We start from the raw sequence: 14,783 nt of genomic DNA, 5'->3' as shown, positions 1-14,783 counted from the left end.
GGTTCGAAAATACCCGTTCAAGCTGGCATAACGCCACAACATTGAGCGTAGAACGCCCGTTTCAGGCATCAAACGCTTCTTTTCGGAGCCTTGGTTTGGTTTTTGCATTTTCCGTGCATCTGCGCTGTATTCATGCGCGCGCCCTGCTCCAAAAGAGGTCCTGATGACCATTAGCGACGCACTGCATCGATTGCTACTCGACAACTTGACCACCGCCACCATTCTGCTCGACGCCGAACTGCGCCTCGAGTACATGAACCCGGCAGCGGAGATGCTCCTGGCCATCAGCGGCCAGCGCAGCCATGGGCAATTCATCAGCGAACTGTTCACCGAGTCCACCGAAGCGCTGAATTCCCTGCGCCAGGCGGTCGAGCAGGCGCACCCTTTTACCAAGCGCGAAGCGATGCTCACCGCCCTCACCGGCCAGACCCTGACCGTCGACTATGCGGTGACGCCGATCCTGGCCAACGGCGCCACGCTGTTGCTGCTGGAGGTGCACCCCCGTGACCGCCTGCTGCGGATCACCAAGGAAGAGGCCCAACTGTCGAAGCAGGAAACCAGCAAGATGTTGGTGCGCGGCCTGGCCCATGAAATCAAGAACCCACTGGGCGGCATTCGCGGCGCCGCGCAGTTGCTGGCCCGCGAGTTGCCGGAAGAGAGCCTGCGCGACTACACCAACGTCATCATCGAAGAGGCCGATCGCCTGCGCAATCTGGTCGACCGCATGCTCGGTTCCAACAAGCTGCCATCGCTGGCCATGTGCAACGTCCACGAAGTGCTGGAACGGGTCTGCCACTTGGTCGAGGCCGAAAGCCAGGGTTGCATCACCCTGGTGCGCGACTACGACCCGAGCATTCCCGACGTACTGATCGACCGCGAGCAGATGATCCAGGCCGTGCTGAACATCGTGCGCAATGCGATGCAGGCCATCAGCAGCCAGAACGAGCTGCGCCTGGGCCGCATCACCCTGCGCACCCGCGCCATGCGCCAGTTCACCATCGGCCACGTGCGCCATCGCCTGGTGACCAAGATAGAGATCACCGACAACGGTCCGGGCATTCCTGCGGAACTCCAGGAAACCATTTTCTTTCCCATGGTCAGCGGTCGTCCGGACGGTACCGGACTCGGCCTGGCCATTACCCAGAACATCATCAGCCAGCACCAGGGCCTGATCGAATGTGACAGCCATCCAGGCCACACCACCTTCTCGATCTTTCTGCCACTGGAACAAGGAGCCACATCGACATGAGCCGTAGTGAAACCGTGTGGATCGTCGATGACGACCGTTCTATCCGCTGGGTCCTGGAAAAAGCCCTGCAACAGGAAGGCATGACCACGCAAAGCTTCGACAGCGCCGATGGCGTGATGAGTCGCCTGGCGCGCCAGCAGCCGGACGTGATCATCTCCGACATCCGCATGCCCGGGGCCAGCGGCCTGGATTTGCTCGCGCGGATTCGCGAACAACACCCGCGGTTGCCGGTGATCATCATGACCGCGCACTCCGACCTGGACAGCGCTGTCGCTTCCTACCAGGGCGGTGCGTTCGAGTACCTGCCCAAGCCGTTCGACGTCGACGAGGCGGTGTCGCTGGTCAAGCGGGCGAATCAGCACGCCCAGGAGCAACAGGGCCTGGAAGTCGTGCCGACCTTGACCCGCACCCCGGAAATCATCGGTGAAGCGCCGGCGATGCAGGAAGTGTTTCGCGCCATCGGGCGCTTGAGCCACTCCAACATCACAGTGCTGATCAACGGCGAATCCGGCACCGGCAAAGAGCTGGTCGCCCATGCGCTGCACCGCCACAGTCCGCGGGCGGCCTCGCCGTTCATTGCGCTGAACATGGCGGCGATTCCGAAGGACCTGATGGAGTCCGAGCTGTTCGGCCACGAGAAGGGCGCGTTCACCGGCGCGGCCAACCTGCGTCGCGGTCGCTTCGAACAGGCCGACGGCGGCACGCTGTTCCTCGACGAAATCGGCGACATGCCGGCGGACACCCAGACCCGTTTGCTGCGCGTGCTGGCAGACGGCGAGTTCTACCGCGTCGGCGGCCATGTGCCGGTGAAGGTCGATGTGCGCATCATCGCCGCGACCCACCAGAATCTGGAAACTCTGGTTCACGCCGGAAAATTCCGTGAAGACCTGTTCCACCGCCTCAACGTCATTCGCATCCATATTCCACGGCTGTCGGACCGTCGCGAAGACATCCCGACGCTCGCCAAGCATTTCCTCAGCCGCGCCGCGCAGGAATTGGCGGTCGAGCCGAAGCTGCTGAAAAGCGAAACCGAGGAATACCTGAAGAACCTGCCGTGGGGCGGCAACGTGCGCCAGCTGGAGAACACCTGCCGCTGGATCACGGTGATGGCCTCGGGGCGCGAGGTGCACATCAGCGACCTGCCACCGGAGCTGCTGAGCCTGCCGCAGGACTCCGCTCCAGTGACCAACTGGGAGCAGGCGCTGCGTCAGTGGGCCGATCAGGCGCTGGCTCGCGGTCAATCGAGCCTGCTCGACAGCGCGGTGCCGGCCTTCGAACGGATCATGATCGAGACCGCGCTCAAGCACACCGCCGGTCGCCGCCGCGATGCCGCCGTCCTGCTGGGCTGGGGACGTAACACCCTGACGCGCAAGATCAAGGAATTGGGGATGAAGGTCGATGGCGGGGATGACGATGAGGGGGAAGAAGGCTAACAGGCCTTCGGTTCATCACCGACTGTCAGATCCAATCGCGAGCAGGCTCGCTCCCACGGGGATTTCAGGTGTTCACACCAGTCCAATGTGGGAGCGAGCCTGCTCGCGATGCTTTTTGAGGCCCGCATGCACCACTGCAAAGCACCCTGACCCGCAATCGCGCATGCCGCATCCTGGCAAAAGCTGCGAAAACTCAGACAAAACCCCGCCGCAAAAAAACACGAAAGCCCCGTATTCCGGGGCTTTCGCCGCTTCAGGACGTCTTTATGTTCCAACCTGTTAAAACCTGGCACGCCCCCTGCAATAGTCCATTCAGTGATTCAGTTCACTACCCGGTTTCGGGGACCTTGGTACAGGCAGGCCGGGGATTCCCCTCTTTACATCGGGCTCACACCGCACAAGCGACGAGCCCAGCCGTTTTGGGGCCCTTGATACAGGCAGGTCAGGGGTTCCTTCTTTACACCGGGCTCACGACGCAATGCGCGAGCCCTGCCGTTTTGGGGACCTTGGTACAGGCAGGCCGGGGATTCCCTCTTTTATTGCTCCCGGAGATGGATCTCCAGCCGCCAGCGGTCATCGACCTCGCGACCGGCCCACTCGCCCTGTAGCGGTCGGGCCGCCACCACCGACAGCAACAACCCCTCATCACTCGACAGCACCCGCCAGTTCACGCTCTTGTCATTGAGCTTGAGCTGGCCTTTCTGCGCCCGGCCTTGCGCGTCGAACAGCAGCGCCAGGCTGCCGTCCACGAACTCGCCATGGGTCTTGGGCTCATTGTTGAACCACACCACCAGCCCGTCGTCCGTCACCTCGATCTGCTGCAGCTCACTGGGGTCGGGCGTCGTCAGGCGGCCAATCATCAACCCCACCATCAACCCGAAAAGCGCCAGCGACCCCATCACCCGAGGGAATAGTTTCGAACGCGGGTCCGCTTGCGGCGTAGAATGCCCGTCATCTTTACCTGCGGAGCCGTGCATGTTTCACGTCATCCTTTTCCAACCAGAAATTCCGCCGAATACCGGCAACGTTATCAGGCTGTGCGCCAACAGCGGCTGCCACCTGCATTTGATCGAACCGCTGGGCTTCGAGATGGACGACAAACGCCTGCGCCGGGCCGGCCTCGATTACCACGAGTATGCCACCCTGCAGCGCCACGCAGACCTGGCCAGTTGTCTGGAAAGCCTGGGCCATCCACGCTTGTTCGCCTTCACCACCAAGGGTTCGCGGCCGTTTCACGATGCCAGCTTCGTCGAGGGTGATGCGTTTCTGTTCGGCCCTGAAAGCCGTGGCTTGCCGGCCGAGGTGCTCGACGCCCTGCCTGCCGATCAGCGCTTGCGACTGCCGATGCGCGAAGGCTGCCGTAGCCTGAACCTGTCGAACACCGTGGCGGTGGCCGTGTACGAGGCCTGGCGCCAGAACGGCTTCAAATAGCTGCATACAAAAATGTGGGAGCGAGCCTGCTCGCGATTACGGGGAGTCAGTCAGCTATGCGTTGATTGACACCCCGTAATCGCGAGCAGGCTCGCTCCCACATCGGGACTTGCGCTGCTGACTTACTGAACGGTCGGCGTCTCGCCAGCTTCCTGCATGCGTTGCAGTTCCTGGGCGTACAGCGCATCGAAGTTCACCGGGGCCAGCATCAGGGCCGGGAACGAACCACGGGTCACCAGGCTGTCCAGGGCTTCGCGAGCGTACGGGAACAGGATGTTCGGGCAGAACGCGCCGAGCGTGTGGCTCATCGAGGCATCGTCCAGGTTCTTGATCAGGAAGATCCCGGCCTGCTGCACTTCAGCGATAAAGGCCACTTCGTCACCGTTTTTCACGGTCACCGACAGGGTCAGCACGACTTCGTGGAAGTCGGCTTCCAGCGCCTTTTGACGGGTGTTCAGATCCAGGCCGACGCTCGGCTCCCATTGCTGGCGGAAGATCGCCGGGCTTTTCGGGGCTTCGAAGGACAAGTCACGTACGTAGATGCGCTGCAAGGAGAATTGCGGTGCGCTATCGTCTTCGCCAGCTGCAGTGTTCTGTTGGTCAGTCATCTCAGATCCTTTCTGATCCAGGGGGCTTGTAGGGAGGGCATTCAGGCCTTGAGCAGGGCGTCGAGCTTGCCGGCGCGCTCCAGGGCAAACAAATCATCACAGCCACCCACGTGGCGTTCGCCGATCCAGATCTGCGGCACGGAGGTCCGGCCGGCTTTCTGGGCCATGGCGGCGCGCACCTGTGGCTTGCCATCGACCTTGATCTCTTCGAAGGCCACGCCTTTGTTCTCGAGCAGGTACTTGGCTCGCGAGCAATAAGGGCAGTAATCGCTGGAATAGACGACGACGTTGCTCATATCACTTCACCAGCGGCAGGTTGTCGCCTTTCCAGCTGGAAATACCGCCGGACAGCTTGGCGGCGGTGAAGCCGGACTTCATCAGTTCGCGGGCATGCGTGCCGGCAGTCTGACCCATGGCATCGACCAGGATGATGGTCTTGGCCTTGTGCTTTTCCAGCTCGCCGATACGCGCGGCCAGCTTGTCATGGGGAATGTTCAGCGCACCGACGATGTGACCGGCGGCGAAATCCTTGGCCGCACGGATGTCGATGACGACACCGGCGTCCTTGTTGACCAGGCCCGTCAGTTCGCCGGTGCTCAGGCTACGGCCGCCGCCTTGCATCTGATAAGCGACCAGCAGCGCCAGCAGCACGATGAAGAGACCGACGAGCAGATAGTGGTTAGTGGCAAATTCAATCAGGTGAGCAACCATCGAAGGAGGTTCCAGGGCGTTAAAATGTCGGCCAGTATACACAGCCACTATGGTGGGCCAAACCCCGTCCGGCGGTGACGTGGCCGGAACTTCGCTTTAAACTCCTACTCCCTTTTGCATCGCCCTCTTATTCAGCCACGAGTCGAATCCATGACTACCACGCCTAAACCTTTGGTCCTGATCATTCTCGACGGCTTCGGTCACAGCGATAGCCCTGAGTCCAACGCCGTGTTGGCGGCCAAGAAGCCCGTACTGGACCGCCTGTGCGCCACCGTACCGAACGGACTGATCTCGGGCAGCGGCATGGATGTCGGCTTGCCGGACGGTCAGATGGGCAACTCCGAGGTCGGCCACATGAACCTTGGCGCCGGCCGCGTGGTGTATCAGGACTTCACCCGCGTGACCAAATCGATCCGCGACGGCGAATTCTTCGAGAACCCGACCATCTGCGCCGCCGTGGATAAAGCCGTGGCAGCTGGCAAGGCCGTGCATTTCATGGGCCTGCTGTCCGATGGCGGCGTGCACAGCCACCAGGATCACCTGATCGCCATGGCGGAGCTCGCCTTCAAGCGCGGCGCCGAAAAAATCTACCTGCACGCCTTCCTCGATGGTCGTGACACACCGCCGAAAAGCGCCGAGTCGTCCATCGAGCTGCTCGACGCGACGTTCCAGGCCCTCGGCAAAGGCCGGATCGCCAGCCTGATTGGCCGCTACTTCGCCATGGACCGTGACAACCGCTGGGACCGCGTGGCCCAGGCCTACAACCTGATCGTTGACGGCAACGGCCAGTTCAACGCCGCCACCGCCCAGGAAGGCCTTCAGGCGGCGTACGAACGTGGCGAGAGCGACGAGTTCGTCAAAGCCACCACCATCGGCGAACCGGTGAAGGTCGAAGACGGCGATGCCGTGGTGTTCATGAACTTCCGCGCCGACCGCGCCCGTGAACTGACGCGGGTGTTCGTCGAGGACGATTTCAAGGAATTCGAACGCAGCCGCCAGCCGAAACTGGCCGGTTACGTCATGCTGACTCAGTACGCTGCCAGCATCCCTGCCCCCTCGGCCTTCGCCGCCGGCAGCCTGGACAACGTGCTGGGCGACTACCTGGCGAAAAACGGCAAGACCCAACTGCGTATTGCCGAAACCGAGAAATACGCCCACGTCACCTTCTTCTTCTCCGGCGGCCGTGAAGAACCGTTCCCGGGCGAAGAACGCATCCTGATACCGTCGCCGAAAGTCGCCACCTACGACCTGCAGCCGGAAATGAGCGCACCGGAAGTCACCGACCGCATCGTCGATGCCATCGAACAGCAGCGTTACGACGTCATCGTGGTCAACTACGCCAACGGCGACATGGTCGGCCACAGCGGCGTGTTCGAAGCAGCGGTGAAGGCCGTGGAATGCCTGGACCTGTGCGTTGGCCGCATCGTCGACGCGCTGGAGAAAGTCGGCGGCGAGGCGCTGATCACCGCCGACCACGGCAACGTCGAGAAAATGGCCGACGAGGAAACCCACCAGGCTCACACCGCCCACACCACCGAGCCGGTGCCGTTCATCTATGTAGGCAAGCGTGACTTCAAGGTTCGCCAAGGCGGCGTCCTGGCAGACGTGGCGCCCACCATGCTCAAGCTGATGGGCCTGGAAAAACCGGCGGAAATGACCGGAACTTCGATTCTGGTGTAGACCGCCTTCACCACCGTGAAACCCTTGTGCGAGCGGGCCTGCTCGCGATGACGCAGGGTCCGCCGGCAACCGGTTGACTGACCTGACGCCATCGCGAGCAGGCTCGCCCCCACACCGGTTCACGGTGTTTTTTCCGCCAGTTATCACACAGCCCCAATTGGGCGTTTTTTTTGCAGCGTATGGCGGGCATACTAGGCCGTCCCTTACCCTGGTGCCGCCCGCCTCTATGCTTCGCGTCCTGATAGCCCTTGCTCTGACTTGCCTGCTCCAACCGGCCTTTGCTGACGAGCGCGCGCAAACCCAACAACAGTTGGACGCCACGCGTCAGGACATTGCCGAGCTGAAAAAACTGCTGGGCAAGCTCCAGGAAGAAAAGTCCGGGGTCCAGAAAGACCTCAAGGGCACCGAAACCGAGATGGGCAAGCTCGAGAAGCAGGTCGAAACCCTGCAAAAAGAGCTGAAGAAAAGCGAATCCGAGTTGCAACGACTCGATGCCGAGAAAAAAAAACTCCAGAGCGCGCGCACTGAACAGCAACGACTGATCGCCATCCAGGCCCGCGCGGCCTATCAGAATGGCCGGCAGGAGTATTTGAAACTGCTGCTCAACCAGCAGAATCCGGAAAAATTCGCCCGCACCCTGACCTATTACGACTACCTGAGCCAGGCCCGCCTGGAGCAGTTGAAGAATTTCAACGAAACCCTGCGCCAACTGGCCAACGTCGAAAAAGACATCGGCTTGCAGCAAGCGCAATTGCTGGTGCAGAAGAGCGATCTCGACAGCCAGCGCGAGGAACTCGAGAAGGTTCGCAAGGAGCGCCAGCAAGTCCTGGCCAAGCTCAACGACGACGTCAAGGCGCGTGACCAGAAGCTCGCCGCCCGTGAGCAGGATCAGGCGGACCTGTCTAAAGTCCTTAAAACCATCGAGGAAACCCTGGCTCGCCAGGCCCGTGAGGCAGAGGAAGCGCGGCAGAAAGCGCTGATCGCCCAGCAGGAAGCCGAAAAAAAGCGTTTACGTGAGGCTCAGGCTGACGCAGAGGCCACTGACGCCCCACGTAAAATCACCCGATCGACACCCGGCGCGCTGGTTTCCAGCTCAGGCGAAACCTTCGGCGGCCCTTTTGCTTCAACGCGCGGCAAACTTCCATGGCCGGTTGATGGTCGACTGCTGGCGCGCTTCGGTGAAACCCGTGGCGACGATTCGCGCACCAAGTGGGATGGCGTGATGATCGGCGCCTCCGCCGGCAGCCAGGTGCACGCGGTGCACGGCGGCCGCGTCGTGTTCGCCGACTGGTTGCGCGGTGCCGGCTTGCTGGTGATCCTTGACCACGGCAACGGTTACTTGAGTCTTTACGGTCACAACCAGACGCTGCTCAAGTCTGCGGGTGACGTGGTAAAAGCCGGTGAGTCCATCTCCACTGTCGGTAACAGTGGCGGGCAGGACACGCCGGCGTTGTATTTCGCTATTCGTCAGCAGGGTCACCCCAGTGATCCGGCGCAATGGTGCCGCGCGCAAGGATAAGCGTGCCGCCTAATTCAGGAGTTCGTTCGACATGCTGCATTTGTCCCGTCTTACCTCGCTAGCCCTGACGATCGCCCTGGTGATCGGCGCGCCATTGGCGTTCGCTGCTCAACCAGCTCCGGCGGTCGCACCGGCTGGCGCCGCAGCCACCGCCAAGGCGCCATTGCCGCTGGATGAGTTGCGCACCTTTGCCGAGGTCATGGACCGGATCAAGGCCGCCTATGTCGAACCGGTGGATGACAAGACCCTGCTGGAAAACGCCATCAAGGGCATGCTCAGCAACCTCGACCCGCACTCCGCGTACCTGGGCCCGGAAGACTTTGCCGAGTTGCAGGAAAGCACCAGTGGCGAGTTCGGCGGCCTGGGCATCGAAGTCGGCGCCGAAGACGGCTTCATCAAGGTAGTGTCGCCGATCGATGACACCCCCGCTTCAAAAGCAGGCATCCAGGCCGGCGACTTCATCGTCAAGATCAACGGCCAGCCGACACGCGGCCAGAGCATGACCGAAGCCGTGGACAAGATGCGCGGCAAGATCGGCCAGAAAATCACCCTGACCCTGGTCCGCGATGGCGGTACGCCGTTCGACGTGACCCTGTCGCGCGCCATCATTCAGGTGAAGAGCGTGAAGGCGCAGTTGCTGGAGTCCGGCTACGGCTATATCCGCATCACCCAGTTCCAGGTCAAGACCGGCGAGGAAGTCTCCAAGGCCCTGGCCAAGCTGCGCAAGGACAACGGCAAAAAGCTCAACGGCATCATCCTCGACCTGCGCAACAACCCGGGTGGCGTGCTGCAGGCAGCCGTGGAAGTGGTCGATCACTTCATCACCAAGGGACTGATCGTTTACACCAAGGGTCGCATCGCCAATTCCGAGCTGCGCTTCTCCGCCACCGGCAAGGACGAAAGCGAAGCGGTGCCTCTGGTTGTGCTGATCAACGGCGGCAGCGCCTCGGCCTCGGAAATCGTCGCCGGCGCCTTGCAAGACCAGAAGCGTGCCGTGGTCATGGGCACCACCAGCTTCGGCAAGGGCTCGGTGCAAACCGTGCTGCCACTGAACAACGACCGCGCCCTGAAGATCACCACGGCGCTGTACTTCACGCCAAACGGTCGCTCGATCCAGGCCCAGGGCATCGTTCCGGATATCGAGGTGCGCAAGGCCAAGATCACCAACGAACAGGACAGCGAGTACTTCAAGGAAGCCGACCTGCAAGGTCACCTGGGCAACGGCAACGGCGGCGCCGACAAACCGACCGGCTCCGGCGCCAAGGCCAAGGCCATGCCGCAGGATGACGATTACCAATTGGCCCAGGCCCTGAGCCTGCTCAAAGGGCTGAGCATCACCTCCGGCCGCTGAGATGCGCCTGCGGTTGCTCTTCGGCCTGCTGGCCTGCCTGGCGGGTGTTGCTCACGCAACGCCCGCCACGGCAGCCCCGCAAAAGGCCTATCTGAGCCTGATCATCGATGACCTGGGGCAAAACCTGCCCCGGGATCGCCGCGTACTCGCCCTGCCCGGCCCGGTGACCACGGCGATCATGCCCGACACGCCCCACGCTGCCGAATTTGCCCGCGAAGCCCACCGCGCCGGCAAGATCGTCATCCTGCACATGCCCATGGACCCGGCCACCGGCCCGTTCGCCTGGCACCCCGACCTGCCCATCGACGAACTGGAAAAACGCCTGAACGCAGCGTTCAAGGCCGTGCCCTATACCGCCGGGATCAACAACCACATGGGCAGTCGCATGACCGCGCAACCCGCCGCCATGGCGTGGTTGATGGCCGACTTGCAGCAGCGGCACAAGTTCTTCGTCGACAGCCGTACCAGCGCGCAGACCGTGGCCGCCGCCCAGGCGCAGAAAATCGGGTTGGCGAGCGTTTCACGGGATGTGTTCCTGGACGACGAACGCACGGAAGCGGCGATCTACACCCAACTGCAGACGGCGATCAACCTGGCGCGCAAGCAGGGGTCGGCGGTGATGATCGGTCACCCGTATCCACAGACCCTGGCGGTGCTGGAGCGCGAGCTGCCGAAGCTGAAGGCCCAGGGCATTGACTGGATCGACATCAAATTGATGATCAGCGTGCGCAGCAACAAGGCAACGGCGGCGCATGGCAAGGATGGGGTGTACCGCTAGTTTGCCGCCTGCAAGTCCACTGTGGATTTTTTCAGGATTCGCGGTCAGAGATACCGCGCCATGATCTCATCCACCACGCCGTCCTTGCGCAACTGATCGAGCGCGGCCTGCAGCTTGGCGACGGTCTCGTCCGGCACGTCCTTGTTCAACGCCAGGTACAGCTCGGCACTGTTGAAGCGCAGCACGGTCTTGAGCCCGGTCACGCCATCCTGACGCGCCAGGTAGCGCCCGGCCGGGTCGCCCGTGGCCCACAAGTCGATCTGTCCGCTGGTGAGCTTCTTCGCGTTGTCCTGGTCGCGCAGCACGACGATCGGCTTCAACCCCTGCTTGGCCAGGGTCTCGGCAATCGCATCGCCCTTGTACGCGCCGATCTTGTACTTGCGCGCATCGTCCAGGGTTTCCAGGGTGATCTTGCTGTCGGCCTTGGCCAGCATGATCCAGTCATCCGGGCCAATCGGACCGACCCACTTGAACAGCTTCTCGCGGTCCGGCAGCCGCGCCATCACGAACACGCCGTAGCCTGGTTTTTCGAGGGCAAGCTTGTAGATGCGCTCCCATGGGAAACGCAGCGTCAGGCTGTAGGAAATTCCGGCGCGCTTGAAAATCTCGCGGACGATGTCCACGGCGATGCCGTTGATGTTCTCGTCCTGGGCGAAGTTCTTGCCATTCCTGGCCATGTTGTAGGGTGGGAAGTTTTCCGTTAGCAACACCAGCCCGGAACCGGGGTGATCCGCAGCGTGCGCGCCGCCAACCAACAGGAGCGAGGCACTGGTGAGGGCAAGAAGAAGGCGTTTGAACATGTCTGGCTACCGAAATCCATGGCGTACCCAAGAGTGCCCTGAGCGTGTGACGCTGTCTACTGGCCTTTTGATCTCATTGCATGGCCAGCCCCCGGAACTGCATGCGCCGAGGGCGGGCGCTTCAGCGCATCACGATCCCGCGATGCGCCATGTAGGCCTTGGCTTCCTGCACGGTGTATTCGCCGAAGTGGAAAATACTCGCCGCCAGCACCGCACTGGCGTGGCCTTCGAGAATGCCATCGGCCAGATGTTGCAGGTTGCCGACGCCGCCGGACGCGATCACCGGAATGCCCAGGGCGTCGCTGATGGCCCGGGTGACGCCCAGGTCGAAACCGTTTTTCATGCCGTCCTGGTCCATGCTGGTCAGCAGGATTTCACCGGCGCCCAGGCCTTCCATTTTCTTCGCCCACTCGACAGCGTCGAGACCGGTCGGCTTGCGCCCGCCATGGGTGAAGATTTCCCAGCGCGGCGTTTCGCCAGGCCCGGACACCTTCTTCGCGTCGATGGCCACGACGATGCACTGCGAGCCGAAGTGCTGGGCCGCTTCGCCGACGAATTCCGGGTTGAACACTGCGGCAGTGTTGATCGACACCTTGTCCGCGCCGGCATTGAGCAGGTTGCGAATGTCCTGCACGGTGCGCACGCCGCCGCCGACGGTCAGCGGGATGAACACCTGGCTGGCCATGCGCTCGACAGTGTGCAGCGTGGTGTCGCGGCCATCGACGCTGGCAGTGATGTCGAGAAAGGTAATCTCATCGGCACCCTGCTCGTCGTAGCGACGGGCGATTTCCACCGGGTCGCCGGCATCGCGGATGTTCTCGAACTTCACACCTTTGACGACCCGGCCGTTGTCCACGTCCAGGCAAGGGATGATGCGTTTGGCCAGCGCCATGGTCAGTCCTCAGCCTTTGTACGAATCGCAGAAAGCTTGCGCTTCGGCGACGTCGAGGGTGCCTTCGTAGATCGCGCGACCGGTGATCGCACCGATGATGCCCGGCGCCCTGGCGTCGAGCAGCGACTTGATGTCACCCAGGTTGTGGATGCCGCCCGAGGCGATCACCGGGATTTTCGTGGCAGCCGCCAGCGCGGCGGTGAACGGCACGTTGCAGCCCTGCATCATGCCGTCTTTGGCGATGTCGGTGTAGACGATGGCGGACACGCCGTCGGCCTCGAACTGCCTGGCCAGGTCGATCACCTGGACGGTGCTGATTTCAGCCCAGCCGTCGGTGGCGACAAAACCGTCCTTGGCGTCGAGACCGACGATCACCTTGCCCGGGAACGCGCGGCAAGCTTCGGTGACGAAGGCTGGATCCTTCACCGCCTTGGTGCCGATGATCACGTAGCTCACACCTGCCTTGACGTAGTGCTCGATGGTGTCCAGGGAACGGATGCCGCCGCCGATCTGGATCGGCAGGTTCGGGTAGCGCCTGGCGATGGCGGTGACTACTTCGCCGTTGACCGGCTGGCCTTCGAAGGCACCATTGAGGTCGACCAGATGCAGACGACGGCAACCGCCCTCCACCCACTTGGCAGCCATGCTCACCGGGTCATCGGAGAACACCGTGGAATCTTCCATGCGGCCTTGGCGCAGACGCACACAGGCACCGTCTTTAAGATCGATAGCGGGAATAATCAGCATCTGGCAAACCTTCAAATTCGATTGTTCAGCTTCGCTCGGAAATCAGTTTTTCTCGAGCGCCCACAGGTCGCTTTCGATGCTTTCGAACCTCTCCTTGAGGTGCGTCTGCACATCGAAAATCGCCCTGTTGTAATAGTGCGGAGCAATTTCACGGGTAAACAGCTCAAGGATTTCAGCCGCCTCGAACGAACCCAGGTCCAGTTCGAAGCGGTCCTCCATGAACCGCTGGATCTTGTGACTGGCCTCGCGCTCCTGTTCGGGCGTGAGGGTCAGGATCGGCGGTTTTTTCTTGACCGCCATTTACCAGCGACCATCCCACGCCGCGAAGTTCTGCAGCAATTGCAGGCCATGTGTATGGCTTTTCTCCGGGTGGAACTGCACGGCGAAACGCGAGCCGTCGGCCAGCGCTGCGGCGAAATGGACCCCATAGTGCCCGCGACCCACCACCTGACGCGCGTTGGCGGCGTCGATGTAGTAGCTGTGCACGAAATAGAAACGCGCCAGGTCCGGAATGTCATGCCACAGCGGGTGATTGACCGCCTGTTTCACTTCGTTCCAGCCCATGTGCGGCACCTTCAGGTGCTCGCCGTCTTCGTGCAGGTCCTTGCCGAAGAACTTCACCGCGCCGGGAAACAGGCCGATGCAGTCGACGCCGTCGTTCTCCTCGCTGCTGTCGAGCAAGGCTTGCATGCCGACGCAGATGCCGAGGAACGGACGGTCCTGGCTGACTTCACGCACCAGCGTGTCGAAGCCCAGGCGACGGATCTCCGCCATGCAATCGCGAATCGCGCCCACACCGGGAAACACGACCCGGTCGGCCTCGCGAATCACGTTGGCATCGCTGGTGATCAGGACCTTGCCGGCACCGACGTGCTCGAGGGCCTTGGCCACCGAGTGCAGGTTGCCCATGCCGTAATCGATAACCGCAACCGTCTGCATTACAGGACGCCCTTGGTCGATGGCATCTGACCGGCCATGCGGTCATCGAGCTCAACGGCCATGCGCAGTGCGCGCCCGAAAGCCTTGAACACGGTCTCGATCTGGTGGTGGGTGTTGTGCCCACGCAGGTTGTCGATGTGCAGGGTGACGTTGGCGTGGTTGACGAAGCCCTGGAAGAACTCCTGGAACAGGTCAACGTCGAAGCCGCCGACGGTGGCGCGGGTATACGGCACATGCATCTGCAGGCCCGGACGGCCGGAGAAGTCGATCACCACGCGCGATAGCGCTTCATCGAGCGGCACGTAGGCATGGCCATAGCGGCGGATGCCCTTCTTGTCGCCGATGGCTTGGGTAAAGGCCTGACCCAGGGTGATACCGACGTCTTCCACCGTGTGGTGGTCATCGATATGCAGGTCGCCCTTGCTGACAATATCCAGGTCGATCAGCCCGTGACGGGCGATCTGGTCCAGCATGTGCTCAAGAAAAGGAACACCGATATCAAATCGGGCCTTTCCGGTGCCATCCAGGTTGATCGAGGCTTTGATCTGGGTTTCCAGAGTGTCGCGCTCGACTGACGCCTTACGTTCGGCCATCACCAGCTCCGCAAAATCATTGGGCGAAAAAGGCAGCCATTATAGGCGTGCG

The 14,783-nt window shown here is 61.9% G+C and carries 17 protein-coding genes; 7 read left to right on the top strand and 10 right to left on the bottom strand.

Annotation, left to right across the window (positions count from 1 at the left end; all coding sequences use genetic code 11):
* Positions 1-163: 163 nt before the first annotated feature.
* Positions 164-1,249, top strand: a complete 1,086-nt coding sequence (glnL, locus tag IB249_RS20540) for a nitrogen regulation protein NR(II) (RefSeq protein WP_192307539.1) — start codon at positions 164-166, stop codon at positions 1,247-1,249.
* Entirely contained in the window at positions 1,246-2,682 is a 1,437-nt protein-coding gene (ntrC, locus tag IB249_RS20535; protein WP_084322499.1) for a nitrogen regulation protein NR(I), read from the top strand. Before glnL ends, ntrC begins: the two co-directional genes overlap by 4 nt.
* A 536-nt stretch (positions 2,683-3,218) precedes the next feature.
* Here ntrC and IB249_RS20530 read toward each other — a convergent pair.
* Positions 3,219-3,659 carry a hypothetical protein gene (locus IB249_RS20530; RefSeq protein WP_192307538.1) on the bottom strand — a complete coding sequence of 147 codons (441 nt, stop codon included), beginning with the start codon at positions 3,657-3,659 and terminating at the stop codon, positions 3,219-3,221.
* On the opposite strand from IB249_RS20530, the gene trmL reads away from it, so the two are divergent.
* Entirely contained in the window at positions 3,658-4,113 is a 456-nt protein-coding gene (gene trmL, locus IB249_RS20525) for a tRNA (uridine(34)/cytosine(34)/5-carboxymethylaminomethyluridine(34)-2'-O)-methyltransferase TrmL (RefSeq protein ID WP_192307537.1), read from the top strand. The two genes, IB249_RS20530 and trmL, sit on opposite strands and share 2 nt — an antisense overlap.
* A 122-nt stretch (positions 4,114-4,235) precedes the next feature.
* Here the strand turns inward: trmL and secB are convergent, their stop codons facing one another.
* From secB to IB249_RS20510, 3 genes are read right to left on the bottom strand one after another with little or no spacing between them, the layout of a single operon-like run.
* Positions 4,236-4,721, bottom strand: coding sequence for a protein-export chaperone SecB (secB, locus tag IB249_RS20520; RefSeq protein WP_192307536.1), 486 nt, complete (start codon positions 4,719-4,721; stop codon positions 4,236-4,238).
* A gap of 41 nt (positions 4,722-4,762) precedes the next feature.
* Positions 4,763-5,017: a glutaredoxin 3 gene (grxC, locus tag IB249_RS20515; RefSeq protein WP_192307535.1), complete on the bottom strand. Its 255-nt coding sequence runs from the start codon at positions 5,015-5,017 to the stop codon at positions 4,763-4,765.
* A gap of 1 nt (position 5,018) precedes the next feature.
* The gene (locus tag IB249_RS20510) at positions 5,019-5,432 is read right to left on the bottom strand and encodes a rhodanese-like domain-containing protein (protein WP_192307534.1); all 414 of its coding nucleotides are present in this window, start codon (positions 5,430-5,432) and stop codon (positions 5,019-5,021) included.
* A gap of 150 nt (positions 5,433-5,582) precedes the next feature.
* On the opposite strand from IB249_RS20510, the gene gpmI reads away from it, so the two are divergent.
* The 4 genes from gpmI (at position 5,583) to IB249_RS20490 (ending at position 10,760) form a co-directional block, all read left to right on the top strand.
* A complete protein-coding gene (gene gpmI / locus IB249_RS20505) occupies positions 5,583-7,112 on the top strand; it encodes a 2,3-bisphosphoglycerate-independent phosphoglycerate mutase (RefSeq protein ID WP_192307533.1) in 1,530 nt (509 codons plus the stop codon).
* A gap of 226 nt (positions 7,113-7,338) precedes the next feature.
* Complete coding sequence (locus IB249_RS20500; RefSeq protein ID WP_192307532.1) at positions 7,339-8,631, top strand: murein hydrolase activator EnvC family protein; 1,293 nt, start codon at positions 7,339-7,341, stop codon at positions 8,629-8,631.
* Positions 8,632-8,662: 31 nt separating this feature from the next.
* Positions 8,663-9,982: a S41 family peptidase gene (locus IB249_RS20495; RefSeq protein ID WP_192307531.1), complete on the top strand. Its 1,320-nt coding sequence runs from the start codon at positions 8,663-8,665 to the stop codon at positions 9,980-9,982.
* 1 nt (position 9,983) lies between these two features.
* Positions 9,984-10,760, top strand: coding sequence for a divergent polysaccharide deacetylase family protein (locus IB249_RS20490; RefSeq protein ID WP_192307530.1), 777 nt, complete (start codon positions 9,984-9,986; stop codon positions 10,758-10,760).
* Positions 10,761-10,804: 44 nt separating this feature from the next.
* On the opposite strand, the gene IB249_RS20485 is transcribed toward IB249_RS20490, so the two are convergent.
* The 6 genes from IB249_RS20485 to hisB form a co-directional block, all read right to left on the bottom strand.
* Positions 10,805-11,560 (bottom strand): substrate-binding periplasmic protein, encoded by a 756-nt coding sequence (locus tag IB249_RS20485; RefSeq protein WP_192307529.1) that lies wholly within the window; start codon positions 11,558-11,560, stop codon positions 10,805-10,807.
* Positions 11,561-11,681: 121 nt separating this feature from the next.
* Positions 11,682-12,452: an imidazole glycerol phosphate synthase subunit HisF gene (gene hisF / locus IB249_RS20480; RefSeq protein WP_007897430.1), complete on the bottom strand. Its 771-nt coding sequence runs from the start codon at positions 12,450-12,452 to the stop codon at positions 11,682-11,684.
* A 9-nt stretch (positions 12,453-12,461) separates the two neighbouring features.
* Entirely contained in the window at positions 12,462-13,199 is a 738-nt protein-coding gene (hisA, locus tag IB249_RS20475) for a 1-(5-phosphoribosyl)-5-[(5-phosphoribosylamino)methylideneamino]imidazole-4-carboxamide isomerase (protein WP_192307528.1), read from the bottom strand.
* 42 nt (positions 13,200-13,241) lie between these two features.
* The gene (locus IB249_RS20470; protein ID WP_192307527.1) at positions 13,242-13,499 is read right to left on the bottom strand and encodes a DUF2164 domain-containing protein; all 258 of its coding nucleotides are present in this window, start codon (positions 13,497-13,499) and stop codon (positions 13,242-13,244) included.
* A complete protein-coding gene (hisH, locus tag IB249_RS20465; protein WP_192307526.1) occupies positions 13,500-14,138 on the bottom strand; it encodes an imidazole glycerol phosphate synthase subunit HisH in 639 nt (212 codons plus the stop codon). It abuts the gene before it with no gap.
* Entirely contained in the window at positions 14,138-14,731 is a 594-nt protein-coding gene (gene hisB / locus IB249_RS20460) for an imidazoleglycerol-phosphate dehydratase HisB (protein WP_024778052.1), read from the bottom strand. The genes hisH and hisB overlap by 1 nt, the downstream gene beginning before the upstream one ends.
* Positions 14,732-14,783: the final 52 nt, after the last annotated feature.

The organism is Pseudomonas sp. PDM04 (genome assembly GCF_014851765.1).
Lineage (GTDB): Bacteria > Pseudomonadota > Gammaproteobacteria > Pseudomonadales > Pseudomonadaceae > Aquipseudomonas.
This window is presented reverse-complemented; position numbering and strand designations above follow the sequence as displayed.